Genomic DNA, 25,743 nt, shown 5'->3' on the forward strand with positions numbered 1-25,743 from the left:
TATTACCATGAATCCTATAGTTTCATGTCTTAATAATGTAATTAATGAGTCTTCTTCCATTACATTTAATGGTAATAATGTTAATGGTTGACGTGTTGTATTTAAAGTTAATGGTAAAACATTAAAAGATGCAGATGGAAACATACAATATGTTAAAGTAGTTGATGGTAAAGCTGTAATTGAAAATGTTATAGTGAATTCTAACTGGTTAAGACAAAACCCTACTATAACCACAGTTTATAGTGGTAATGGTATTATACTTGGTTCTACCTATACTGATGTTATGAATATTACTAAGGCAAAAGCACATATTGAATTAGAACCACAGACAGCAGAAGAAAAATCACAAATAACAATAACAGCAAAAATTACAAATGAAATAATCAATGAAAATTCTCAAACAAACAACAAGGTAACTGGTGGACGAGTAATTTTTAAAATTAATGGTAGAACTTTAAAAGATAGTAATAATAATGTAATTTATGCAACAGTAGAAAATGGTGTGGCTTCAATAACATATACCCTACCTTCAACATTAAAATCCAAGGAATATACTTTATCATGTGTATATGGACATAAATTATATGAAAGAAGTGAAGGAAACACAACACTTACTATTGTAAAATCATGAGGAGTTTTTTTACTCTTCATTCATTTTTTTTGTTTCTTTAAAAAATAAAATAGAATAAGATTTGAGAATAAAGGTAAGAATAATCCAATTAAAGTCCTCTTTTTCTATTATAATAATAGCTTTGTAAAAAAAGGCTAATATTCATAACATAATTTTTGAAATTTTAATTACTATAAAATCAGATTATAGTCTCCTTAATAGATCATTGTTGGCTTAACTATTGTAATGCTATTTTTGTTTTCTGCTGTATTTAGTACTAGTTTTATTATTAATACGTATAGAAATCTGTCTTTTATGAATGATTCTGGTGTATGTTTGTGTATTTTATGCATATTGAATTCTTGTTTACATACTTTGAAAAAATATTCAATATAACCTCTTATTGGTTTATATTTTTTCCATTCTTTTAGTTTTTAATAATAATGTTATTGCTAATTTTATTTCTCTTCTTATTTTCAGATTTTCTTTTTTATTTTTAAAATAGCCAAGTGGACATATTATTGGATTTAAAAGCTTATTTTTATTGTAATTTTCGTGTGGAAATATTAAAGGAATGATTCTATATTCAATTATACCTATCCTGTAGTTTTCATAACTAAAATATCCTTTATCAAAGAGTAATATATCTAATAGATGTATTATTCTAGATTGTTTTATATTTTCCTGTATTTTTGTATACTTTTGTGTTATGTGGTACTTCGTTATGGATTAAAATAAGAGTAGGAGTTAATGAGTTTTTCCATGACTATTGTAACTTTATAATCAATGTAATGACCTTTGGATGAAGAATATGACTATTTTAGATTCATTTTTGAGAGATATTTTTTGGTATAATGTTTTCTCATAATTATTATAATGAAATTAAATCAAAGAAGCATATAATATTTATTCAGTAAAAACATGATTTATAAAAAAATAAAATATTTAAAATAATAGTATAATAATGTTAAATACTGTATATTTTTAATCTATTTTCAAAACAAAACAATAAATATTTAAAAACATATGATAAACATACTATTATAAACTAAAAATATGTTTTAAAAATAATTACTAGAGGAGGTTGTAAAGGAAATGTTAGATTTATTATATGAAAAAACCATAACAAAAAAAAAGCATGTGAAGCATTTTTTCAAGGATATTAAAAGTAACATAGATTATAAGCAAGTAGAAAAATCATTTACAAAATATGAATTTAGTAAAGAAAAACAAGATAAAATTCTAGCTGCTGTAGATGGTAGTTTTAATAAGAAAAAATACATGGCCTGTTTTGTGTATGCAATTAGTAGTCAGACCATAATTTCAAAACCTGGAGAAAAAATTATCAAAGAATCAAGTGCTGGTGATATAACTACAAAGACGCATAGTAATGTAAAATCTATTGATAGTATTTTATCAATGTATATGAACATTCTTGAATTAAAAAGTACTCTTGATACACTTGAGAGATATCCTGAAATTGATTATATGCTAATGGATGGTAGTATTAGAGGAACCTTGATGCATTTTCCAACATATACTATTGATTCATACATAACTAACAAATTAAAACCTGTGGCTAAAAAGATTGAAAGTAAATTAAAAGAGGGTAATTTTCCATTAGAAGTATGTGCTGTTTCTAATAGAGATGAAATTTTATCTTATTTAAAAAAGGATATGAATAAATATAACTTAGAAATAGAATATGATGAGGATACAACACTTCGCTATATTGAAAGTTTAGAGCAATTAACATGTATTAAAGTTCTACTTGAGAATTTTAAAGAGAAATTGGTATGTGTTTCTAAAACAAGTGGTACAAATTCCCTTTATAAAAATAACATACCTGATGCTGCAGTAATAGAATATACTATTAATGAATCTGGTTATACTAATCCAGATACATCTGAACATAACAGCCTACTTAGAAAAATAAATGGTGAAATTAAGAAAATCAACTATCCCTTATATAATGATGAATTAAAATCATATAATTACACGTTGTTTTTTACTAAATTAACTAAAGAGGGTAATGTTTTAAAAATAGAGTTACCTCAACCTAACTTAGATAGAAAAAAAATAGAAGGAATTCTTGAGGATTTATATAGTGCTAGTATTAATGGATATCCCTATATTCTTAAAAAAGCCCATGATGAAGTTGTAATCAAAGAAAAAAACATGAAACATATCATAGAATACATGGATATCTTTGAAAAAACAGGACGTGACATGTTATAAGTAATAACTTTTAACTAATAGGAAGATGATGAATATGGAAAATAATGAAAAAAATAATATAATTGGATATTGTACTGGTGAAACAAGCATGATGAAGGTATCTTTTGTATCTAAAAAACCAATAACAGTTGGTGAATATGTATACTTAGAATATAACAATCAAATAATTATTGGAATGATAGAATCACTATTTAGAGGAACTAAATCATTAGATGAAGAAATTCTAAATCCAGATGCAATAGAAAAAATACTTACAATAAATGGAGATATTGATGAATACATACGTGGAAATATAACAATACTTGGTGATGAAGATAATCTTGAAATACCAAAAACACCAGCAAAACCAGGAACAGAAGTTAAAAAAGCAGGTAAAGAAATACTAAAAAAAGTATTTGAAAAGGAAAATGCTATTAGAATTGGAACACTTGTATCAGAACCAGAAGTTCCTCTAAAACTTGATGTTAATAAAATGGTATCAAGACACCTTGCAATTCTTGCAATGACTGGAGCAGGTAAATCCAATGCAACATCAATTATTATTGACAGATTACTTGAAGTAAATGGTTCCATACTTATATTTGATATGCATGGAGAATATGAAAAAACAAAGTTTACAAATGGAGAAAGTCATATTATAGAACCTCTTATCAACCCAAGGGACTTATCAATTCATGAATATAAAAAATTATCAAAAATTGGTGAAAATGCAACAAATCAAGAAAGATATCTAAGAGAAGCATATGATTTCGCTGATGAAAAGATAAAAGAGGGCGAATGTACAGATTTTATTACAACTATGAGACATGAGATAAAAAACTTAATTGAGGATGCTGAATCTGATGATAGTAACATGAAAAAATATATTGATGCAATGTATCAGGTGGATTTTAAATTAGATGATCTTAGAAAAAAATATGGAAAAATATTAGAATCTACAGATGTATGTGATATAGTATCGAATATTGAACCTGGAAAGGTAAATATCATTAATTTAAGTAGTGTGGATGAAATTGGAACAGACATCATAGTACATCATACCCTAAAAAATGTATTAAATAGACGAAAACTGGTTTTAAATGGAAAAGAAGAAAAAAAATCCAAAAGATTAGATTTTCCCCTATTTTGTATAATAGAAGAAGCACACATGCTAGTTTCACAAAAACTACCTACTAAATCAAAGAGTATTATTGGACAAATTGCAAGGGAAGGTCGTAAATTTGGTGTAGGATTATGTCTTATAAGTCAAAGTCCAAAATCATTAGATGTTGATGCTCTCTCACAAATAAATAACAGGATAATTCTAAGACTTGTGGAACCTGGAGACCAAAAGCATGTGCAAAAAAGTAGTGAAAATTTAAGTGAAGATCTACTAAAACAACTTCCTTCATTAAATATTGGGGAAGCTATTGTTTTAGGACAAATGACTAAGATTCCAACAATGGTAAAAATAGATAAATTTGAGGGTAAAACTGTTGGTGAAGACCTAGATATATTATCATTATGGAAGAAAAGTAAAGAAGAAAAAGAAGAAAAAATTAAAAGAGATTTAGCTCAAATGGATGAATTCCTTTAAAAAAATAGATGAATATGACAATTAAAATAGCACACATGGCAGATACACATTTAGGTTACAAACAATACGGCTTAAATGAACGAGAAAATGATTTTTATAAAACATTTGAAAAAATTATTGATGATATAATTAGTAAAGATGTGGATTATGTTCTACATGCAGGAGATTTATTTGAACATCCAAAACCTCCAATTAAAGCATTACTTGTTGCCCAAAAAGGATTTGAGAAGTTATTAGAAAATAATATTCCCATATTTGTTATTGCAGGAAATCATGATTCTATACAAAGAAAAAACACATCCATTCCCCAGGAATTATATAAAAATGAAAACTTCCATATTATTAATCATAAAAATTATAATTTCACATTAGATGAGGATATATTTTTAGTAGGACTTGAATACTTTAATAGAAGTTATGAGGGAGTAGAACCTTTTCTTAAAAATACATTAGATGAAGCTAAAAAACATAGAATAAAGTTATTGATGTTACATGGTTCTGTTAGTAAATATTTTGATTTTGAACCAGAATTTGAATTAAAAACTATTCCTGAAGGATATGATTACTATGCAATGGGACATCTACATGGACGTATAAATGATAAATTTAAGGGTGGAATATTATCATATCCAGGGTCTACTGAAATTAGAACTAAATCTGAGATACCGAATTACCAAAAAAATGGTAAAGGATACAATCTTGTTACAATAGGTGATGATAATAAAATAGATGTTGAATTTATTAACATACCACTTGAGAGGAAATTTATTATTAAAAGTATAGAATATCCTAAGTTAGATGAAACACTCAATAAATTAAGTGAAAAATTAGAAAGTATGGATAGTTCTAAAAAACCAGTAGTTTATTTAACTATTAAAAATGGTAACTTTGAAAGAAGTGAAGTTGCACAACAAATCTATGATAAATTAGAAGAAAAAGTTCTAACTCTCAGAATAAAATATGAACCTACCCAAGTAATAGAAAACCTACCTGAAACTATTGATAAAGAGAATATAACACCAGAAAATATTATAAAAGAAAAAATAGAAGACCAATTTAATGAAGATGTTGCATCACTAGCAGTAGAATTATATAAAAACTTATCTGAAAAAAATATTCCAGAAGCTCAAAATGTTGCTGATAAATATTATAATAAATTCTATAATAACATAGGAGAAGAACATGATAATAAATAACATAGAATTAACAAATTTTAAGTCACATAAATCCACAAAAATAGAATTTAAGAAGGGAATTTCATTAATACTCGGAGAAAATGGTGCTGGAAAATCAAGTATTCTTGAAGCAATAAGTTATGCTTTTTTCAAACAAGTAAATGGTAAACTTGAAGAAAATATTCGTAAACCTCAAAATAGAAAAGATATTGTAGATAAAATGGAGGTGTGTGTTCAATTTCAACATAATGGTCGTCTATATAAGATAGCTCGTGGAAGAAACAAGAGTAAGAGTGTTGCTAAATTAGAATTATTAGATAAAAATGGAATACATCTCCTAAGTAAAGGAGATAGAAATGTTACAAATGATATTGAAAGTATTCTAGAAATGGATTCAAAATCATTCTTAAATGCAATCTATATAAGACAAGGGGAAATAACAAACTTAATTGAAAAAACTGCTGCAGAGAGAAAGGAACTTATTACAAAACTATTGAATATTGATTCATTAGAAGTAGCATGGGATGAAATAAAAAATATTATAAATATTTATGAAACACAAAAAAATGTTAATGAAGGAAAACTTGCTAATATCAATGAAATAAGAGAAAAAAATACTGAATTACTTCAAAATATTAGTGAAAAAGAAAGACAAATCAAAGAATATGAAACTGAAATTAACACAAAAAAATCCCAGTTAACCATTATTGAGGAAGATATTAAAAAAGAGGATATTATCAAGAACAAACATGAAAAATTAACTAATGATTATCAATTTAAGAAAGAAGAATCAAATCATTTGGAAGACCTTGAAAATAAATACACATATGAACTTAATGAAATTAACAAAAACAAAGAAAAAATAAGAATATTAGAAAAAGAAATTAGTCCACTTAATAAATTAAGAGAAATAAAAGATCTTAAAACAAAAATAAATTCTTATAAGAAAGATTCATTGAATAAAGAAAATATTATTCGTGAAATAAATGAAAATAAAGGAATTATTATAGATAATAAAGAAAATTATGAGAAATATATTCAGTTAAAGAAAGAAAAAGAGGATATTTCCAAAGAATTAGAGAAATTAACAGAAAAAAAATTGAAAGAAATGGAAGTTGAAAGTGAAATAAAACACTTAACAGACCAAGTTAATATATTATATTATAAAATCAATCAAATTTCAGAGAAAGCCCGTAAACTATTTAAAAAGAATATTAATAATCCTATAGATATTCAAAAAATTACTATTAGAGAAAAAACAAAAACTGGAGAATTAATAAAAATATTAGAAAAGAAGATTCTTAAGAAAAAAAAAGAAATCAGTGTCTGTGAAACTGAACTTAATAGTACTAAAAAATCCCTCGAAGATCTTGAAAAAACTGAGGATATTTGTCCAATTTGTCAATCAGAAATTAGTCATGATAAACATGCAGAACTTTCTGATAAATATAAAAATACTATTGTGACTTATGAATTAAGAATAGAAGAACTTAGCAAAGCAAATAACAATCAGGAAATAGAACTTCAAGAATTAAAGGAATATGAACAAAATATAAATGATATTAATATTCAAAAATTAAAAGAAGAACATGCTGAATATACACAACTTTGTGATACCATACATGAGAAAAAGAAATTAAAACCTATTATTGAAGAAACAAAAGCTAAGATAGAAGAAATTAAAAATAAAGAAAATGATTGTAATCAGTCAATTGAATCTCTTGAAGAAGATTATAATAAATATAACTTTGCAAAAATTAGATTAAATCAACTGCCACAAGTAGATGAAGCTAATAAAGAAAAAGAGATTATTGATAATAAAATCAGTGAAAATACCCTGAAAATTAAGAAAATTTCACAAACAGTACGTATTGGTGATGATATTGAAAGAAAAATAAAATATCTTGAAAAAAAACAGAATGACTATAATCAATTAATTGGTACTGTTTTAAATGAAGAGAAAATAATTCAGGAAAAAGAAGAAACTACAACTAAAATACATAAAGTTAAATTGGAACTTTCAAATATTAAAAGTCAAATTAATGAATTATCATTTGACTATGAAAAATATGAAAAAATAAATAATAAATACACACTATGTCAAGAAAATATTGAAAGTATTAGTAGAAATTATATTGTCAAAAAAACAGAACTTAAAAAAGACAAACAACAACAAGAAAAATATGTTGAAGAAATAAAAAATCTTAAAGAAATAGAAAAACAACAAGTTCATATTGGAGATTATATTCAACTACTAAATGAGATTAGAAGTACATATAGTAAAGATGGAGTTCAAAAAGATCTAAGAAATATAGTACGTCCAGAAATTGAAAAAAATACCATGGATATATTTAGTGAATTTGGATTTGATTATTCAGCTATAAATCTAGATGAAGACTATAATTTAATAGTACAAACAAGACAAGAACAAATAGATTTAAATATGCTTAGTGGTGGAGAAAAAATAGTTATTGCACTGGCATTAAGACTTGGAATTGCAAAGGCCATATCTAAAAATAAGATGGAATTACTAGTTTTAGATGAACCTACAATTCATCTGGATAGTGAACGTAGAACAGAATTAATTGATATTATTCGTAAAATTAATGTTGTTCCTCAAATGATTGTTGTTAGTCATGATGAAGAAATGGAAGCATTATCTACAAATATTATAAAAATCTCAAAAAATAATGGAATATCAACATGTAACAGTTAAGAAAATATTTTTCTTAATTTAGATATTTCATATAATATCTCTTTTTAAAAATAGAATTTTAATAAAAAAAGTAATAGATTTGTTTCAAAAAAATGAAACAAATATGGTAAAAGTAATAAATACCCTTTATTTATCATTTATCCCTTACCATATTCTCATACCTTACTAAAAAAAGAAGGAGAATACGAAACAACTTACATTATGTCGTATTTTTGAAGTAATAAGAATTCATCTGTGGTTAATTTTTTACCATCTTTGAATTTTTGGAAGATTTCTTCAGCTTCTTCTTTTTCTTTTAAGTCATTATCAGCTTTATCTTCAGATTTTCTTCCTCTAGATTGAGATTTAGCTTGATCCATGAATTTGTTAACTTTTCTAATTTCAGATAATTTTGCTTTAACTTCTTCATGTTTTGCTGTTGCTGCATTTCTAGAGTTAATGAAATCTTGGTGTTTACCATCAGCTTCTTCTCTTATACCATCGATTTTGTTGAAGTATTCTATCATTTCTTCGTGAACTGCTTGTGCTTTATCAGATAATTCTACTACTTTTTGGTGGTATAATTCTGATTTTTCTTTTAGTTGTGTTGCAGTTTTTTCTTCTTCTTCATCACTTTGGATTTTCTTAAGCTGTTTGGTTAGGTCTGATACTCTTTTTACGAGTTCATTTTCTTTTCTAATATCTAATACTTTTGTTTGTATTGTTTTATCGATTTTATTGATTTCAGCTTGTATATTTGAAATTTCTTTTTTACCAGAATTCCATTCTACTTTTTTAAGTTCTTCATTACATTGGTTTCTGAGTTCTTTGTTTTCATGAACTTCTTTGTTGATTTCATCTCTGGTATTTCTTTTATCTAAAGCAATTTTTAAAGTGTCTTTGAGTTTTTGGTTAAGTTCATCTCTTTCTTTTCTGAATGCTTTAGTTTCTTCATTCATTTTATCTCTTACATTTTTAAGATCTGTAAGCTCAGATTCTAATGTTCTTTTACATTGAAGTAATTGTTGGAAGTTGAGTATTGAATAATCAATTGTTTCTTCTTCAGCTTCATCATTTTCTACTACTTCTTCTTCATTTACTTCTTCTGTTTCTTTTACTTCTTCTTCAGTAGTGATTGTTTCTGGTTCTTGTGTTGTTTCTTCTACTACTTCTTCTTTAGTAATTTTTTCTTCATCTGCCATTATATCAAGTACCTTCCTTAGGTCTTTTTCATTAATTTGAACATCAGCGTTTTCTTTTAAAATTGGTTTTGCATTGTATGCTATTCCTATTTTAGCATTTTTTATCATTTCAAGATCATTTGCCCCATCACCAATAGTAGCACATTCATCTAAAGTTATGCCTATTTCATCAACTAATTGTCTTAGAACATCAACTTTATTCTGTGTTATAAGAGGCCCAGATACTTCTCCAGTGAGTTTACCATCGTCAACTTCAAGTGTATTATAAAATGCATAATCTGCATTTATTAATTCTTTAACTTTTAAAGCTATGACATCAAAACTACCAGTGATTATTGCAATTTTATATCCTTGTTTTTTAAGTTCTGTAGCTGTTTCTACAGCTCCAGGATTTAAGGATATTTTATCCATAGCTTCATCAATATCAGATGTGCTTATACCTTCTAGTTTTTTTACTCTTTGCCGTATTGATGTTTCAAAAGGAATTTTTCCTTGCATTGCTTGTAGTGTTATGTCACTTATTTCTTCTTCAATACCTTTTATTTTTGCTATTTCATCTATTGTTTCTGTGTCTATTAAGACATTATCTAGATCAAATACTACCAATTTAATCAAAAGATCACCGATATTTTTAATAAAATAACCAAGAATGATTATGTCGTTCAAGAATTTTTTTATTCTCAGTTAATATATTTATTCTTTATAATAATTCTATTTTGCCCTTTTTTTCATTCTGGAATTTTATTAATGTTAAGGGAGTTTAGGAGTGGTGGTTATTATTTGGAGTATAAATAAATTATCTCATTTAATATTGGATTCATTTATAGTAAATTTACTCTTCAATTAAATATAATTCAATTAAGCGTTCTTTAGTTTTTTGAACACCCAATAATGCTTGATCTGCTGTTTTTGCTCCAGTACATACTACTTTACCTGAACCAAATAATAACAGTACAACTTTTGGATCTGAAAGTCTGTATACTAAACCAGGGAATTGTTCTGGTTCATATTCAGTATTTTCTAAATCTAATGCTACTGCTTCTAGATTTAGAACTTTACCTAAGTTTGCTGATGCAACTATATTTTGAATTTTAATTTCAAATTCTTCAGGTATTTCTGTATCCAATTCTCGAATTTTATCAACTGTCATGTGAATTGCTTTTATTGAATCTTCTATGCACTTTGCCCCAGTACATACTAATTTACCAGAACCAAATATTAAAGCTGCAGTTTTAGGGTCTTTAAGTTTAAATACCAATCCAGGGAATTGTTCTAAGTTGTATTCAACATTTTCTAAAGCTGGTGCAATTTTTGGTAATTCTAATGATTTACCTAATGTTGCTGATGCTACAATGTTTTCAACTTTTATTTCTACATCTGACATTATTTCTCCTCCATTTTATAGTGATAAAAAAAATTTAGCATTAATCTAAATAATTAAATAAAGAAAGATTAGTCTACTTTGACTTACTCCCCAACCTGTAGAAGTCTGAGATTTTCAGGTAATAAACTACTAATGTAGTTTAGATTAATTGAGCTATCTCCCAAAGTCCATGGATTTATTTTTAACAATAATCCACTTTTTCAGGCCTTGATTATTTTTTAAATCACATTGAGTGTTACAAATGATTTATTCTAAGTAATTATTTCTTTTGTCTAATTCATTCATGACCTATTGGAAACTAGAGTATTCTTAGATTAGAAAGATAAATATGTAATTATCAACAATAACATAAATATTTATATAAAAATTATTTCTTAGAATTATAATCCATTTTTTGGGGTTTAAGAAACTATTCAACAATCACTCTTCTAAATTTTTTTATTAGTACCAATATTTAAAAAAATACTAAATAACATATTATGTATTTATATATGTTTCCTTTTAGTTTATAAATATACCTATTAAAATCTATAAAAAAAATAAAAAAGATAATATCATAAAGTAATAATTATAGTGATAGTATGATTGAAGTAGAAATGAAAGCTAAAATAAATAATAATAAAGAAGCTTTTGAAAAAATTAAAGAAATTGGTGGAGAATACTCCCATACCGAAAAACAACATGACATATATTTTAATGCTCCAAATAAGGATTATAAAGAAACTGATGAAGCTTTACGTATAAGAGAAATCCCTCGTGATGATGACTTTGAACGTATATTAACATATAAAGGACCAAAACTAGATTCAAAAAGTAAAACTAGAAAAGAAGTAGAAGTTAATATAGATGATACTGATAATATGGTTGAAATTCTTAAAAGTCTTGGATTTAAACCATCCGCAGTTGTAAATAAAATAAGAAGAATATTCAACTATGATAAATACACAATCACTATTGATAAATTAAATAGACTTGGATATTATATGGAAATTGAATATGTTGCAAATAAGGATGAAGATATTGAAGAAATTAGAAATAACATTATAAAAGTATTTGAAAAACTAGAAATAACTTCAGGCTTTGAACGTACATCATATCTAGAATTACTTGAACAAAAAGAATAAAAAATATTAATAAAAAAATAAATATAAGACTATATAACTTAGATAAATAAATAAAGTAAATGTTTTTTTTGAATACTAAAATAAATAATCTTTAGTAATAAATACCAAAATCCCAAATTATGGATATTTATAGATAAAAAGGGGGAGATTATATCACCGACAGATTTGTTAGTATATATAATAAAGAAATAGACTATAATTTACCTGATAAAATAAATATATATGATACTACACTAAGAGATGGTGAACAAACACCAGGAGTATGTTTTTCACTTGAAGAAAAACTTGAAATAGCACATAAATTAGATGAACTTGGAATACCACAAATAGAAGCAGGTTTTCCAATAGTTTCAGAAAATGAAAAACAAACAGTAAAAACAATTGCTAATGAAGGACTAGATGCTCAAATAATCTGTTTAACAAGAACTAAAAAGGAAGACATTGATGCGGCATTAGATGCTGATGTAGATGGAATAATAACATTTATGGGATTATCAGACCTACATCTAGAAGTTAAAATAAACAAACCACGAGATGTAGTAAATCAAATATGTATGGATGCAATAGATTATGGTAAGGATCATGGACTATTTGTAGCATTCTCTGCTGAAGATGCAACAAGAACAGAACTTCCAAAACTTCTTGATGTATATAAACAAGCACAAGATCATGGAGCAGACAGAATTCATATAGCAGATACAACAGGTTCAATAAATCCATATGCAACACAGTACTTAGTAAAAAATATTAAAAAAGAAATAGATACAGAAATAGCACTACACTGTCATAATGACTTTGGATTTGCAGTTGCAAATTCCATTGCAGGATTATTTGAAGGCGCAACTGCAATATCTACAACAGTAAATGGTATAGGTGAAAGAGCAGGAAATGCCTCTCTAGAAGAATTAATAATGTCATTAAAACTATTATATAATAAGGATTTAGGATTTAAAACAGAAGTAATCTATGAACTATCACAACTTGTATCAAAATATAGTAAAATTCCAATATCAGATAGTAAAGCTATAGTTGGAAACAATGTATTTAGACATGAATCAGGAATACATGTAGATGCAATAGTAAAAAATCCATTAGCATATGAACCATTCATTCCAGAAATGATTGGAACAAAAAGACAAATAGTTCTAGGAAAACATTCAGGTAAATCAGCAGTAATAGAAAAATTAGACACATTAAATATAAAAGTAGATGACACACAATTATCACAAATAGTTTCCCTAGTAAAACAAGAACGTGAAAGAGGAGAAGAAATAACAAATAATAAATTCGATGAAATACTAGAAAAAGTTAATATTAAAAGATGAGGATTAATAATGAATATAAGTGAAAAAATACTTGCAAAAGCATCAAATAAGGAAGAAGTAAGTCCTGGAGATACAATTACTGCAAATATAGATGTTGCAATGAGTCATGATGGAACAAGTCCTCCTACAATAAAAGTATTTGAAAAAATAGCTGATAAAGTATGGGATCCAGAAAAAATAGTTCTTGTATTCGATCATGTGATTCCTGCAAACACAATCGGATCTGCTGAATTTCAACAGGTAGTAAGAGAATTTGGTAAAAAACAAAAGATTCCAAACATGTATATTCAAGGAGAAGGAGTTTGTCATGAAGTACTTCCAGACTATGGTCATGTAAAACCTTCAACAGTAATAGTTGGAGCAGATTCACATACATGTACATATGGTGCTTTTGGTGCATTCTCAACAGGACTTGGAGCTACAGATCTTGCAATGGTATATGCAACTGGACAAACATGGTTTAATGTTCCAGAATCCTTAAAAATAAATGTTAATGGTACATTAAATGAAAATGTATACTCTAAAGATGTAATTCTAAAAATAATTAAGGAATTAGGTGCCTATGGTGCTACTTATAAAAGTCTTGAATTCCATGGTGATACAATTGATAATATGTCTGTAGCTAGTAGATTAACAATGACAAATATGGCAATTGAATGTGGAGCTAAAAATGGTATAATGGTACCTAATAAACAGACAAAGGAATATCTCTCACAAAGAGGAATAACTGATTATACTATTACTACTGCTAGTAAAGATGCAGAATATGAGAAAATTTATGACTTTGATGTTGATGATCTTCAACCACAAATTGCATGTCCACATAATGTAGATAATGTTGAAGATATAGATAAAGTAGCAGGTACTCATATAGATCAAGCAGTACTTGGTTCATGTACCAATGGACGTTATGAAGATTTACTTCAAGCAGCTGAAGTTATTGAAGGACATAAAATACATGAAGATGTTGAATTACTAGTATTCCCAGCATCAAGACATGTGTATGAAAAAGCAATAGAAACAGGTGTTATTCAAACATTACTTAAATCAAATGCAATTATATGTAATCCTGGATGTGGACCATGTCTTGGAGCACATATGGGTGTAATGACAGACGATATGACTTGTATTTCCACTACTAATAGAAATTTCCTTGGTAGAATGGGTAGTGCTAAGTCATATGTATATCTATCAAATCCAGCAGTTGTTGCAGCTTCAGCAATAAAAGGTGAAATTACAAATCCAAGTGAGATATAATTTCATTTTTTCCAATTCTTTTTTTGTTATATTAATTAAAAAATAGTATTTTCCAAAAAAAAAACTTATTTTATAAAAAAAATAGATGAAAGATTAGTATTGATTAATCTTTTGTTTCATGTGTTGTAACAGTTCTAAACGTACATCTTCATGTGTTAGAGCCATATCTATTGAACTTTTTAACCATTCCATAGTATTTCCTATATCATAGATTGTACCTTCAAATGTTGTTGCATAAACATCATCTTGTTCATTTATTGCATCTGTTAACTGAATTTCTCCACCAACACCAGCTTCAATAGTTCTTAATTTATCAAAAATATCTGATGTTAATATATATCTACCAGTTATACCAAGATTTGATGGAGCTTCTTCTAATTTAGGTTTTTCAACAAGACTATCTACCTTATATATATTATCACTTAAATGATGACCATCAACAATTCCATATCTTTCAATTTTACTCTCTGGTAATTCTTCAATTGCTATTGTAGAACCACCATATTTTTCATATACATCTAATAATTGTTTTGTACATGGAGTTTGAGAGTAGGTTATTGTATCTCCAAGAAGTACTGCAAATGCATCACCACCTATATGTTTTTCTGCACAAGAAATTGCATCACCTAAACCATTCTGTTTTTTCTGTCTAACATAATATATATCAGCCATGTCTGTAATTTCTTGAACTTCCTGTAAATAATCATATTTTCCCTTTTCATTTAAACTATATTCTAATTCAAATGATCTATCAAAATGGTCTTCAATTGTACGTTTCCCTTTACCTGTTATAATTAGAATATCATCAATTCCAGAATTTACTGCTTCTTCTACAACATACTGTATTGTTGGTTTATTAAATACAGGTAACATTTCTTTTGGCTGAGCTTTTGTTGCTGGTAAAAACCTTGTTCCTAAACCTGCTGCTGGTATTATTGCCTTCATTTTATTTACCTCATAATTTTACTATTGAATTTTCCCCTATTACAAAACTACGTCCTTTAGGATATGTTACTTTATCAGAAATTATCTTGGAATTTTGACCTAAAAGACTGTCAGTTATTCTTTTATCTGATTGTATTACTGATTCACCAATAATAATAGATGAATCAATTTCAGATTCTATTATTTTAGTATTGTTACCTATGGAGGTATATGGGCCAACATACCCCTTAATTTCACAATTGTTTCCAATTATTGCAGGTCCTTTAATTACAGATCCAGATTTAACTACTGTATTTTCACCTATAATTACTCTACCCTTGATTTTAACATTTTCTTCAATAGTTGCTCCACTACTAATATCTTTTTCAATTGTTTCAAGTATTAATTGATTAGCATCAAGAACATCCTCTGGTTTTCCAGTGTCTTTCCACCAACCTTCAACTACAAATGAATCTACATCAAAGCCATCATCAATAAGTCTTTGAATAGCATCAGTTATTTCTAATTCATTTCTCCATGAAGGTTCAATTTTATTAATTGCATCGAATATATTATTTTTAAATAGATATATTCCAACCAATGCAAGATTGTTTTTTGGATGTTTTGGTTTTTCAACTAGATGAATTATTTTACCTTCATCATTTAATTCTGCAACACCAAATTGTCTTGGATCTTCTACTTCTTGTAATAATAATCTTGATGAAAATTCAGATTCATCAAATCCTTCTACAAATTCTTCTATACCTGATTTTAATATATTATCTCCAAGATACATTACAAATGAATCTCCATCAACAAAATCTTTTGCTGTTGCTGCTGCATGTGCAAGTCCTTTTGGTTCTCCCTGCATAATATAGGTAATATTTACTCCAAATTTAGTTCCATCACCTAATGCATCTTTTATTTTATTTGGCATATTTGTACCAAGTATTATTCCAATATCTGTTATTCCTGCATCACGTAAATCTTCTATAGCATATTCTATCACAGGTTTATTTGCTATAGGAATTAATTGTTTTGGTCCTGTATGTGTTAATGGTCTTAATCTTGTTCCATGTCCACCAGATAAAATAACTCCTTTCATCTAAAATTTCTCCTAAAATAGTTAATATAAATAACTAAGTTTTATAATTATACAAGTTATATATAAAATACTTTTTTTATTTTAAAGTTATTATATCTTTTAAAGAGTTAAATTCCATTTTAGTAAAAAAAATATAATACTATAACTATTAAAAAATAATTTAAATAAAATAAAATCTAATATAATATATACTTACAACTAAGACATGTTGTAAAATAAAAATAAAGGAGGTAAAAAATTATATGAAAAAGATATATCTAATGATATTTTGTTTAATAACCATTTTATTATCAGTAACTGCAATATCTGCAACAAATGACACGAAGATACAAACTAATACAGAAAGTACACAAACTCCCCAAATTACAAATGAAAATCCAATCAATAATATGGAAAATAGTAAAGCAGATAATAATAAATTTAATATTGAATCTGCCACATCACCCACAATAAAAACATCCAATACACAACAATATGAATATACAAATACTAAAAACTTAAAAACAGAAAGTAATTCAAAAAATGTTATTAATTTAACACCAACTACATTCAATCAAAGTAGTATTAACGATGCAAAAAATAATTCTGATATATACTTCTCAAAAGGAAAATATTATCTTAATTCCATGATAATAGATAAGAATATTAGAATTATTGGTGAAAATAAAACTAACACAATACTTATAGCAAATTCTACATCAAGTATTTTTACAATAAATAAAAACATAAAAATTTCATTAATAAACATAACATTACAAGATTATAATACAGACTCTAACAACACAGCAATAATAAACAATGGAATATTAGAAATAGATAATTGTAAATTTCAGAATAATACAGGTTTAAATAAATCATTAAAAGGTGGAAGTATCTATAATACTGGAACATTAACTGTTTCTAATTCCGAATTTATGAATAATTATGCTTCATGGGGTGCATCTATCTATAATAACAATGGAACAGTTGTTCTTAATAAATCAGAATTTAGTAAAGAAAGTACCCTTAATGTTGGTGGAAGTACATATAATATTCATGGAATTATGAATATATATGACTGTTTATATCTTGAAAATAATGGTGTAAGTGGTGCTGCTATATATAATGCATTTGGACTATTGAATGTTAATAATTCAAAATTCATAAAAAACAATGCTATATCATTTTATGGTGGAGCAATATATAATACAGGAATTACTAATGTAAATAATTCCCAATTCTTATATAATCATGCTACTTATGATGGTGGTGCTATAACAAATACTAATAACTTCACAGCAACCAATTGTTCCTTTGAAGTAAATACTGCTGGTGGAAGTGGAGGATGTATTGAAAATATTGCATGGACAGAAAATGAAAATGGTAATTTAACACTACTTTATTGTAACTTCACAGAAAATTCTGCAGGAGTTAATGGTGGGGCTATTGTAAATCTTAATACAACACCAGTAGCTGGAAATTATGGTACTGTTACTGCAAGAAATTGTATTTTTGAAGCAAATAGTGCTGGTGAAGTTGGTGGAGCAATATGTAACAATCAATATATTAATCTTGAATATAATGTATTTGTAGACAATGATGCTTCAACATCAAATACTATTTATTCACTAGAATCTACAATAAAATCAGTGGAAAATAATTGGTGGGCATCTAATAATCCTAAATGGGATAGAATTGGAGTTACTCCTAAAACATGGGTTATTATGACATTTACAAACACCACAACATTACTTGAAAGTCTTGATACTAAACTTATTGTTACATTAAATAGTTTAAATAACAATAAAAAATTAGAAGGTACACTTCCACTAAGAAGTGTTGTGTATTTATCTGAAAATTCAACTTTCCAGGAAAACTTCCAGGAAATTAATGCTACAACAACAAATAAATGTAGTCCTGGTATGGGAAATATTAGTGCAAAGATAGATAATCAGAAAATATCACTACAACCAGTATATGCTAACATATCATATATACTAATAAACAATAATCAGACAATAAAAGTAATTTATAATTTACCCAAAACAATAGATGCTAAAAGTATTCTTAAAATCAATGGAAAGACTGCAACAGAGATTTTTAGAATAACAAATGGTAAAAAAGAAGTAATAATGGATATTCCTGGTTATTGGAATAATAAAAATTATATGCTTCGTGTTATTTTAGTAACTAGAACAGGTGAATCACTTATAAAAGATATTAATTTAACAATACCTAAAAGAGATGTAACTACCAATGTATCAATAATAAGTAATAAAACTATTAAAGTTGGAGATACAATTCAAATAGTTGCTCATGTCATGACAGGAAATAAAAATGTTACTGGTGGAAAGGTTGTATTTAAAATAAATGGTAAGACTATTAAAACTAATGTAAAAGTTAAAAATGGTGTAGCTATTATTAATTATACTATTCCCTATTCATTTAATCCTAAAAATTATAATTTAACAGTACAATACTCTGGTAGTGATAATAAAAATGTAGCAAAAACAAGTATTCCACTAGTTGTTTCTAAACAGGATGTTCATCCAGATGTTGTTAAACCTATGCAATTACTAGGTGGCACAACAATTAGTTCAATTATTGGTCTGTTAGATACACATAATAACTATGTGTCTAATGGTAAAGTTTGTTATAAAATAAATAATAAAACAATAAAAACCAATATTTCATTAACTGATGGAGTATTTACATTTGATTATACAACACCAGAAGTACCACCTGGTAAAAAAATACATGAAACTCTTACAATTATAATGGGTGAAAATAAAAAATATAATGCTATGAGAGTAGATATACCTCTTATTATATATTAATCACCCATTTTCTACTCTTTTTTAAAAAAAAATATTAAAAAAGCTATTTTTATACTCAAATATGTGACTCATACAAACTATATTACTATAGATATTTAGAAAATATAAATCAATACTTTCAAAAATTGAGGTAAGTAAATTAAAAAATAAAATAAGTAAACAGGTCTCATTTTTTAGAAGAACATTTACATAGATTTCTTATTGTCTAAGATTATACATTACTAATATAAATGTTATAATTAAATTGAGTAAAAACTTGATATTAGATAATAAACCATGAAAACGAACTTTTAGAATAAAAAAATAATCATTTTTATGAAATAATACAAGGAAATATCAATAATATGATAAATCACATGTTATTCTTTACAAAAAATCTTAAATATACTTTGAAACTATTATAAAAAAAAGAAAAGACTAGGAATACTTAATTAAAAGTATTCTAGTGTGAAATTTTAGTTTTTGATATGTATGAAGGTTTTGATAAACCTCTTAGTAGGGTACTCCATTTAGGAGTAGATCCACCCCAATAATTTCCATTAATGCTATTGTGTGAATTGGATGTTGCAGTAATTGCATTTCCAATATTTGATGCTTTATTGGATATTAAATTTGTTTTAGTTACTGTTAATTTATTTAAGTTTGCAATAGCTCCTCCACCAACTATTTTACCAGTTGCTTTATTTGATAAAAAGTCAGAATCTTTAACAGTTACATTTGCAGATATATATAATGCTCCACCAATAGATACATTCTTAGATGTTGCTGTGTTTGAAGCTAATTCACATTTATCTAGTGTTAAATTACCACTTTCATAGTAGATTGCTCCACCTGATGCTGATGATTGTGTTGCTTCAACATAGTTTTCTGATATTTTTGTATTTTGAACAGTTGCATATGTATGATATGCTTCTATTGCTCCACCTAATGCTGATTTAGATTTAGCACTATTTGATTTCAATACACTGTTATTTAATATCATAGCAGCATATTGTGAATAGATTGCTCCTGCTCCTGCAAAGAGTGTGTCTGTTGCTTTGTTAGATTGTAATATTGTATTGTTAATATACAAACCAGTTCCTAAACTACTTATTGCTCCACCAAGTGCATAGTTACTACCACTTACATGGTTGTTAGTAAATGAAGAGGATAATATTACAATATTTCCAAATGAAGATTTAATTGCTCCACCAAGAATTGTTTTACCTGTAGCTTTATTTCCATTAAATTTACAGTTTTTAATTACCATTTCTCCATCTTTAAAGTAGATTGCTCCACCACCAGTAGAGTTAGATCCTACAGCTTGGTTATTATTAAATTCAACATTATCCATTGAAGTTGTGTTGTTTATTAAACGTACAGCTCCACCTTCTGCATTGATGTTTTTTACAGTGTTGTTAATGAATTTTACAGTAGTTAAATTCATGATACCATTTGAATAAATAGCACCAGCAGATAATAATCCAGTAGCTTTATTGTTTACAAAGTTAACTCCTTTAATAGTTAATTTTCCAATAGACGATATTGCTCCTGCACTATTTTTCTCAATACTGTAACCATTCTTAATTGTTAAGAATTTAATTGTAACGTGTGTAATTGATGATGTTAATTTAAATATTGGTTTATATGTATCTCCACCAGTTATGATAGTTTTAGAAATACTTGAACCAACAATTGTTATTGAATTATTTAATAATATTCCAGATGCTGAATATGTTCCATCTAATAGAGTTACACATCCAAAGGTACTTACATGACCTACAGCATATGCTAATGTTTTGTATGGATGTGCTTTATCACCTAGGTTGTTATCATTACCTTTTGTACTTACATATACATTTTTTAATGATGATATTGTTAAGTTTTGAACAGTAGATGTTGAGTTATAGTATTGGTTAGCAAGTAAAGTTGCTGAGTATTTTAAGCTTAAACCACTGAAATTATTTGGTGGTCTGTAGCTTAAGGAAGCTACTCCTTTTGTAACATTAGCTCTACCAATGAAAGTACCATTTACTTTATATTCTACAACTCCTTTTTCAACATAGTGATTAGTTTCATCTAAAACATTAACTTTTAAAACAACACTTTCTCCAACTTTAACATTGTATGGATTACCAACTACTCTTACAGATAATTGACTTACATTAAGAGTATTTAAGTTGTAACTTGAATAATAGGAATCACTACCTAAATATGTTGCATTTAATCTGTATACACCTTTAGGTATTAATTTTAAAGTATATGTGAAGTTAGCATCACCATTTTTAACTAATGCTTTACCAACTACTGTGTTATTTACTTTAAATTCCACATATCCACCATTAACTCTTTGTTGGTTTTTATCTCTTACAACTGCAGATAGAACTACAGAACTACCTGTTTTTGTTTCAGCAGCTCTTGTTGTTGTAATTGTTCCAATTTTATCCACATTTATTCTTCCACCACTAAAACTTGAAGCATATTTCCAGTAACCAGTATATAATGCTATAATATCGAATTTTGTAGCAACATTAGTTGTTGGTTTAAAGGAATATAATGCATAACCATTTGATACATTGACTGTTTTTAGAACTTTACCATTTAATTTAAATGTTACTTCTCCTTTCCAAACATTGTTGTTATTTTCATCAATAACAGTTGCACTTAATGAAACAGTGTCATTAATTTTAGTATTCACAACTGGAACAACTACTTTTGTTTTAAGTTGATGTAAATATAATGTAGCATTTTTCTTTGCTCCATAAACTCTTTTATTTTCTGTACTAAATACATTGATTATAAAAGATTTAGAGTTAAGTGTTGATGGTAATGTGTAGTTATATACTGCATAACCTGTAGCATTTGTATAACATCTACCAAATGTTTCACCATTTAATTTAAATACAACAAGTGAATTGTTAATTGGTCTGTTTAATTCATCAACAGCTTGTGCTTTAAATGATACCTTAGATCCAGCTTTTGACATAACATTACTTGTATATATTCTTGAATTTAATTTTGTTATTGTTAAATATGATCTTACTGTAGCATTGGTATATTTTGCATTACCACTATATACAGCAGTTAATCTATATTTTCCAGGAACAAATGTTTTATTATAGTAAAATGTTGCTACACCATTAACTACTTTTATTTTATCAGAAATTGTGGTTCCTTTTATTTTAAAAACAACATTTCCTGTTGCATCAGATGCTAATTTTACTTTAATTGGTATTACTTTTAAGTATTTACCAGTAACATTATTTAATTGCATGTTAGGATTTTTACCTGATTCAATATCTAATTCCACTATGGTACTTACAGATTTTTTTAGATATTTTGAATCACCTGAATAAACAAAAGTTAAGTTATATGTTTTTGAATGGAATGATGTTGGAACATGATAGTTATATTTAACCATAGAACCATTGATGTTTATTTTGTTTGAAATTGTTTTACCATTTATTTTAAATACACTATTACCTGTTGCATCTGCAGGAACAATTGCTACAAATGTTGTGTTAGTTCCAGGACGTAGAGGTTGGTTATTTAATCTGATATTTGGATTGATTTTGGTTGTATTATTCTTTGTAGTAGATACTTTAGAATTATCTTCTGTTTCTACCGTGTTATTAGAAGTAGTTGTTGTACTTTTAGATTTTATTGTTTTATCTGTAGATTCTATGTTATTTTCACATTTAATGTTGTTGTTTTTAGATGTGTCAGTTTTAACTGATTTACCCTTAGAGGATACTTCTTTTAAATCATCAGTTACTTTTTTAGTTTCAACATTAGATGATATTTGATCTTGAATATCATGATTTACACTAACAACTGTTGAATTGTCTGTATTACTTGCAGTTACACTGCTTATTGATATTAACATAAATATTACTAATAAAGAAGCTAAAAAAATATGACTTCTTCTAGTACTAATGATTTTACCTCCTTTTAAATAAATAATTTAATTGAAGAATTCAATCTATAATAAATTTAAATATAAAAAAATTAATCATTCTTCATAATAGTTATTTTAGTCAAGCAAATATATATAATATTTGAAATAAAATCTATTAAATTAGAATAATTTATAATATCAATGATATAATTAGATAAAATTAGATAGCTAATAGAAAAATTAAGTTATATTTAATTATTTTAAAAAAAATAGAATAGTATTAATAAGAAGTAATTAATAAATATATCCGTATATAATTTCGAAATAATGTATGAAAAGATTATAATTTACTTGATAAAAATTCATACAATTTTGTTTATATAAATAAAAAAAATAAGGAGGATATAACATGTTAGAACAATTTTGGCAATATGGTATATTGGCTGCTGTTTTAATATTTGGTCTCAAAATTGGACTAGCTTTAGGATTTTCAGGTATTGAAAAGAAAAAAGTTCTTTTAATATTAGTTGGTTATGGCGTAGCTTTAACTATATTTTCATATGTATTAACACCATATACACAACAAGTATATACCTTTGTATACCAATACACATCGGGAATTTTCGCTTGTATTGCAATTGTAATTCTTATTACTGGATTTAAAACAATATATGATTGGAAAGTAACTGGAAAAGATGTTGGTTCAGGTACTTGTATGGCTGTAGTTGCACCATGTCCTTGCTGTTTTGGAGCTATTTTAGCTTCCATCATGTTAGTAGCACCAATAGCTGGAGTTTCATCAATAACATTAGGTGTATTCTCTTCAGTAGCATTAGTGCTTGTTATGGGAATAACTTATTTCTTATCTATGCAAATTGTAAAAAGAATGAAACAACCATACCCTATAGTTTTAGGTAATTTCATGATATTTATAGGATTATACTTTGTTTTATGTCTTATTATATTACCAAACATGGCTTATATAACAACAGGAACATCAATTGAAATACAATCAATAGAAAATGTATCTTTAATGATTGTCAGTGTTTTATGTTTACTTATTGCAGGTGGAATATTTGCTAGAAACAAAAGTTATTTCTTAGAAAAATAAAACAAGAGACAAAGTAGGAGGAAAAGAAATGTCAACAGCCATTCCTGGTGGAGAAATGTTATCAGGAGCATTAAATGTTATTGCACAAAGTTTATTACTTCCAGTAATGATTTTACTTGTAATATTTGTTATATTTGCTATTATAGAATTAGGAGCAATTATTGCAGAATATACTGGGCGTAAGAAAATCACTGCAAAGGATAAAAGTATAATAATAAAAAATATTGCTTCTTGTAAAACACAAGATGAAATCTGTCAAGTACTCAATGACAGTAAATTAAAAAAATATGATAAAGAAATATTAACATCAATAGCAAAACTTGATAAAGAATTATATGATAAACAAACACGTGAAGTTTTAGCTAGAAATCTTCTTGAAGATCAAGAATTTAAAGTTGAAAAATCTCTAGAAAAAGCTGATATTGTAGCAAAAGTAGGATCTGGTTGTGGATTATTAGGTACAATTATTCCAATGGGCCCAGGACTAGCTGCACTAGGAAATGGAGATATGGTTACCTTAACTTCAAATCTAACAGTTGCTTTTAACACAACAACAGCTGGACTAGCTGCAGGTAGTTTATGTTTTGTAATATCAAAAATACGCAGTAGATGGTATGAAGAAGATTTAGCCATGCTATATGATTTATCAGAAACTATTCTTGAGGTGATGTAATGACACTAAAAAGAAGAAGACTATCTAAAAGGAATCATGATATTGATCCTATGTCTTCTGCAGTTAATATGACTGATGTAATGTTAGTTTTAGCTGTGGGCTTTCTAATATTTGCAGTTATGGCAACAGGTGCTCAGAATATTATAAATAGTGACATGTCTCCCCAAGAAAAACAGTCAGCAATGCAAGCTGCACAACAAACAACAGAACTTGATGAAGAAACCACACCATTAGATACCAAACCTGAAGAGATTCAAAGTAGTGGTTCTGGATACCAGGAAAGAGGTAAAGTATACCAAGACCCAAGTACTGGAAAACTAGTTCTGGTTAAATCATCATGAAAAGAAAATACTATTTTTTGGATATGAATAGGACTTTCCTATTCAATATTTTTATATTATAAATAGATGATGAAATATTAAGTGTATATGTTATTTTTAAGAATAAATTTATTTTATAGAGGATTGATTAAAATGAAAGAGAGTAAATTAAGAACTTCAAAGAAAATAAATAGAAATTCTAATTATTTTACTAAAGAAAAACAAATAATAAGTATCATACTAAAATTATTGATAATATTTGTTTTAATTACAATTACAATAAATCTTATTAATTATATAAATATTTTACTAAACTAGAAAAATACTGTAA

Annotated in this window: 18 protein-coding genes; 12 read left to right on the forward strand and 6 right to left on the reverse strand. The window is 26.7% G+C overall.

Going from position 1 to position 25,743, the window contains the following annotated elements; all coding sequences use genetic code 11:
* Positions 1 to 193: 193 nt before the first annotated feature.
* The gene (locus A9758_RS05275; protein ID WP_069776339.1) at positions 194 to 631 is read left to right on the forward strand and encodes a hypothetical protein; all 438 of its coding nucleotides are present in this window, start codon (positions 194 to 196) and stop codon (positions 629 to 631) included.
* Positions 632 to 825: 194 nt separating this feature from the next.
* On the opposite strand, the gene A9758_RS07585 is transcribed toward A9758_RS05275, so the two are convergent.
* Positions 826 to 963 (reverse strand): hypothetical protein, encoded by a 138-nt coding sequence (locus A9758_RS07585; RefSeq protein ID WP_158005520.1) that lies wholly within the window; start codon positions 961 to 963, stop codon positions 826 to 828.
* Positions 964 to 1,705: 742 nt separating this feature from the next.
* Between A9758_RS07585 and A9758_RS05280 the strand changes: the two genes are divergently transcribed.
* Genes A9758_RS05280 through A9758_RS05295 form a run of 4 tightly spaced genes read left to right on the forward strand, consistent with a single transcriptional unit; the run spans position 1,706 to position 8,315 of the window.
* Positions 1,706 to 2,848, forward strand: coding sequence for a DNA double-strand break repair nuclease NurA (locus A9758_RS05280; protein ID WP_011406674.1), 1,143 nt, complete (start codon positions 1,706 to 1,708; stop codon positions 2,846 to 2,848).
* A gap of 34 nt (positions 2,849 to 2,882) precedes the next feature.
* A complete protein-coding gene (locus A9758_RS05285) occupies positions 2,883 to 4,424 on the forward strand; it encodes an ATP-binding protein (RefSeq protein ID WP_048059746.1) in 1,542 nt (513 codons plus the stop codon).
* Between the two features lie 14 nt (positions 4,425 to 4,438).
* The gene (locus A9758_RS05290) at positions 4,439 to 5,620 is read left to right on the forward strand and encodes a DNA repair exonuclease (RefSeq protein WP_011406676.1); all 1,182 of its coding nucleotides are present in this window, start codon (positions 4,439 to 4,441) and stop codon (positions 5,618 to 5,620) included.
* Positions 5,607 to 8,315 carry an AAA family ATPase gene (locus A9758_RS05295; RefSeq protein ID WP_011406677.1) on the forward strand — a complete coding sequence of 903 codons (2,709 nt, stop codon included), beginning with the start codon at positions 5,607 to 5,609 and terminating at the stop codon, positions 8,313 to 8,315. The genes A9758_RS05290 and A9758_RS05295 overlap by 14 nt, the downstream gene beginning before the upstream one ends.
* Before the next feature lie 194 nt (positions 8,316 to 8,509).
* On the opposite strand, the gene serB is transcribed toward A9758_RS05295, so the two are convergent.
* Together serB and A9758_RS05305 are read right to left on the reverse strand one after the other, a co-directional pair.
* Positions 8,510 to 10,111 (reverse strand): phosphoserine phosphatase SerB, encoded by a 1,602-nt coding sequence (serB, locus tag A9758_RS05300; protein ID WP_011406678.1) that lies wholly within the window; start codon positions 10,109 to 10,111, stop codon positions 8,510 to 8,512.
* A 217-nt stretch (positions 10,112 to 10,328) separates the two neighbouring features.
* On the reverse strand, positions 10,329 to 10,880 hold the full coding sequence (locus tag A9758_RS05305) for a TATA-box-binding protein (RefSeq protein ID WP_011406679.1): 552 nt from the start codon (positions 10,878 to 10,880) through the stop codon (positions 10,329 to 10,331).
* 581 nt (positions 10,881 to 11,461) lie between these two features.
* On the opposite strand from A9758_RS05305, the gene cyaB reads away from it, so the two are divergent.
* The 3 genes from cyaB to hacA all read left to right on the forward strand — a co-directional run bounded on the left by cyaB (position 11,462) and on the right by hacA (position 14,586).
* The gene (gene cyaB, locus A9758_RS05310; protein WP_011406680.1) at positions 11,462 to 12,004 is read left to right on the forward strand and encodes a class IV adenylate cyclase; all 543 of its coding nucleotides are present in this window, start codon (positions 11,462 to 11,464) and stop codon (positions 12,002 to 12,004) included.
* A 152-nt stretch (positions 12,005 to 12,156) separates the two neighbouring features.
* Positions 12,157 to 13,329: a homocitrate synthase family protein gene (locus tag A9758_RS05315; RefSeq protein ID WP_048059748.1), complete on the forward strand. Its 1,173-nt coding sequence runs from the start codon at positions 12,157 to 12,159 to the stop codon at positions 13,327 to 13,329.
* 9 nt (positions 13,330 to 13,338) lie between these two features.
* Positions 13,339 to 14,586: a homoaconitase large subunit gene (gene hacA / locus A9758_RS05320; protein ID WP_011406682.1), complete on the forward strand. Its 1,248-nt coding sequence runs from the start codon at positions 13,339 to 13,341 to the stop codon at positions 14,584 to 14,586.
* Positions 14,587 to 14,679: 93 nt separating this feature from the next.
* On the opposite strand, the gene galU is transcribed toward hacA, so the two are convergent.
* Together galU and A9758_RS05330 are read right to left on the reverse strand one after the other, a co-directional pair.
* Complete coding sequence (gene galU, locus A9758_RS05325) at positions 14,680 to 15,531, reverse strand: UTP--glucose-1-phosphate uridylyltransferase GalU (protein ID WP_011406683.1); 852 nt, start codon at positions 15,529 to 15,531, stop codon at positions 14,680 to 14,682.
* 10 nt (positions 15,532 to 15,541) lie between these two features.
* Positions 15,542 to 16,615, reverse strand: coding sequence for a glucose-1-phosphate thymidylyltransferase (locus A9758_RS05330; protein ID WP_011406684.1), 1,074 nt, complete (start codon positions 16,613 to 16,615; stop codon positions 15,542 to 15,544).
* A 242-nt stretch (positions 16,616 to 16,857) separates the two neighbouring features.
* Here A9758_RS05330 and A9758_RS05335 point away from each other — a divergent pair, with 242 nt between their 5' ends.
* A complete protein-coding gene (locus A9758_RS05335; protein WP_011406685.1) occupies positions 16,858 to 19,431 on the forward strand; it encodes an Ig-like domain repeat protein in 2,574 nt (857 codons plus the stop codon).
* Between the two features lie 442 nt (positions 19,432 to 19,873).
* Here A9758_RS05335 and A9758_RS05340 read toward each other — a convergent pair whose 3' ends face one another.
* The gene (locus A9758_RS05340) at positions 19,874 to 23,296 is read right to left on the reverse strand and encodes an Ig-like domain-containing protein (protein ID WP_011406686.1); all 3,423 of its coding nucleotides are present in this window, start codon (positions 23,294 to 23,296) and stop codon (positions 19,874 to 19,876) included.
* A 421-nt stretch (positions 23,297 to 23,717) separates the two neighbouring features.
* On the opposite strand from A9758_RS05340, the gene A9758_RS05345 reads away from it, so the two are divergent.
* From A9758_RS05345 to A9758_RS05355, 3 genes are read left to right on the forward strand one after another with little or no spacing between them, the layout of a single operon-like run.
* A complete protein-coding gene (locus A9758_RS05345) occupies positions 23,718 to 24,419 on the forward strand; it encodes a DUF2162 domain-containing protein (RefSeq protein WP_011406687.1) in 702 nt (233 codons plus the stop codon).
* A gap of 28 nt (positions 24,420 to 24,447) precedes the next feature.
* Complete coding sequence (locus A9758_RS05350) at positions 24,448 to 25,092, forward strand: MotA/TolQ/ExbB proton channel family protein (protein WP_011406688.1); 645 nt, start codon at positions 24,448 to 24,450, stop codon at positions 25,090 to 25,092.
* Positions 25,092 to 25,433 carry a DUF2149 domain-containing protein gene (locus tag A9758_RS05355; protein ID WP_011406689.1) on the forward strand — a complete coding sequence of 114 codons (342 nt, stop codon included), beginning with the start codon at positions 25,092 to 25,094 and terminating at the stop codon, positions 25,431 to 25,433. The genes A9758_RS05350 and A9758_RS05355 overlap by 1 nt, the downstream gene beginning before the upstream one ends.
* The last annotated feature ends 310 nt before the right edge of the window (positions 25,434 to 25,743 follow it).

Source organism: Methanosphaera sp. A6 (assembly GCF_001729395.1).
GTDB classification, from domain to species: domain Archaea; phylum Methanobacteriota; class Methanobacteria; order Methanobacteriales; family Methanobacteriaceae; genus Methanosphaera; species Methanosphaera stadtmanae.

What these genes read in the sequence shown, in the direction of transcription:
- galU (WP_011406683.1), bottom strand. Translation starts at nt 15,531, where the DNA reads ATGAAGGCAATAATACCAGCAGCAGGTTTAGGAACAAGGTTTTTACCA.
- hacA (WP_011406682.1), top strand. Translation starts at nt 13,339, where the DNA reads ATGAATATAAGTGAAAAAATACTTGCAAAAGCATCAAATAAGGAAGAA.
- A9758_RS05330 (WP_011406684.1), bottom strand. Translation starts at nt 16,615, where the DNA reads ATGAAAGGAGTTATTTTATCTGGTGGACATGGAACAAGATTAAGACCA.
- A9758_RS05335 (WP_011406685.1), top strand. Translation starts at nt 16,858, where the DNA reads ATGAAAAAGATATATCTAATGATATTTTGTTTAATAACCATTTTATTA.
- cyaB (WP_011406680.1), top strand. Translation starts at nt 11,462, where the DNA reads ATGATTGAAGTAGAAATGAAAGCTAAAATAAATAATAATAAAGAAGCT.
- A9758_RS05290 (WP_011406676.1), top strand. Translation starts at nt 4,439, where the DNA reads ATGACAATTAAAATAGCACACATGGCAGATACACATTTAGGTTACAAA.
- A9758_RS05340 (WP_011406686.1), bottom strand. Translation starts at nt 23,296, where the DNA reads ATGTTAATATCAATAAGCAGTGTAACTGCAAGTAATACAGACAATTCA.
- A9758_RS07585 (WP_158005520.1), bottom strand. Translation starts at nt 963, where the DNA reads ATGCATAAAATACACAAACATACACCAGAATCATTCATAAAAGACAGA.
- A9758_RS05345 (WP_011406687.1), top strand. Translation starts at nt 23,718, where the DNA reads ATGTTAGAACAATTTTGGCAATATGGTATATTGGCTGCTGTTTTAATA.
- A9758_RS05280 (WP_011406674.1), top strand. Translation starts at nt 1,706, where the DNA reads ATGTTAGATTTATTATATGAAAAAACCATAACAAAAAAAAAGCATGTG.
- A9758_RS05355 (WP_011406689.1), top strand. Translation starts at nt 25,092, where the DNA reads ATGACACTAAAAAGAAGAAGACTATCTAAAAGGAATCATGATATTGAT.
- A9758_RS05285 (WP_048059746.1), top strand. Translation starts at nt 2,883, where the DNA reads ATGGAAAATAATGAAAAAAATAATATAATTGGATATTGTACTGGTGAA.
- A9758_RS05350 (WP_011406688.1), top strand. Translation starts at nt 24,448, where the DNA reads ATGTCAACAGCCATTCCTGGTGGAGAAATGTTATCAGGAGCATTAAAT.
- A9758_RS05295 (WP_011406677.1), top strand. Translation starts at nt 5,607, where the DNA reads ATGATAATAAATAACATAGAATTAACAAATTTTAAGTCACATAAATCC.
- A9758_RS05305 (WP_011406679.1), bottom strand. Translation starts at nt 10,880, where the DNA reads ATGTCAGATGTAGAAATAAAAGTTGAAAACATTGTAGCATCAGCAACA.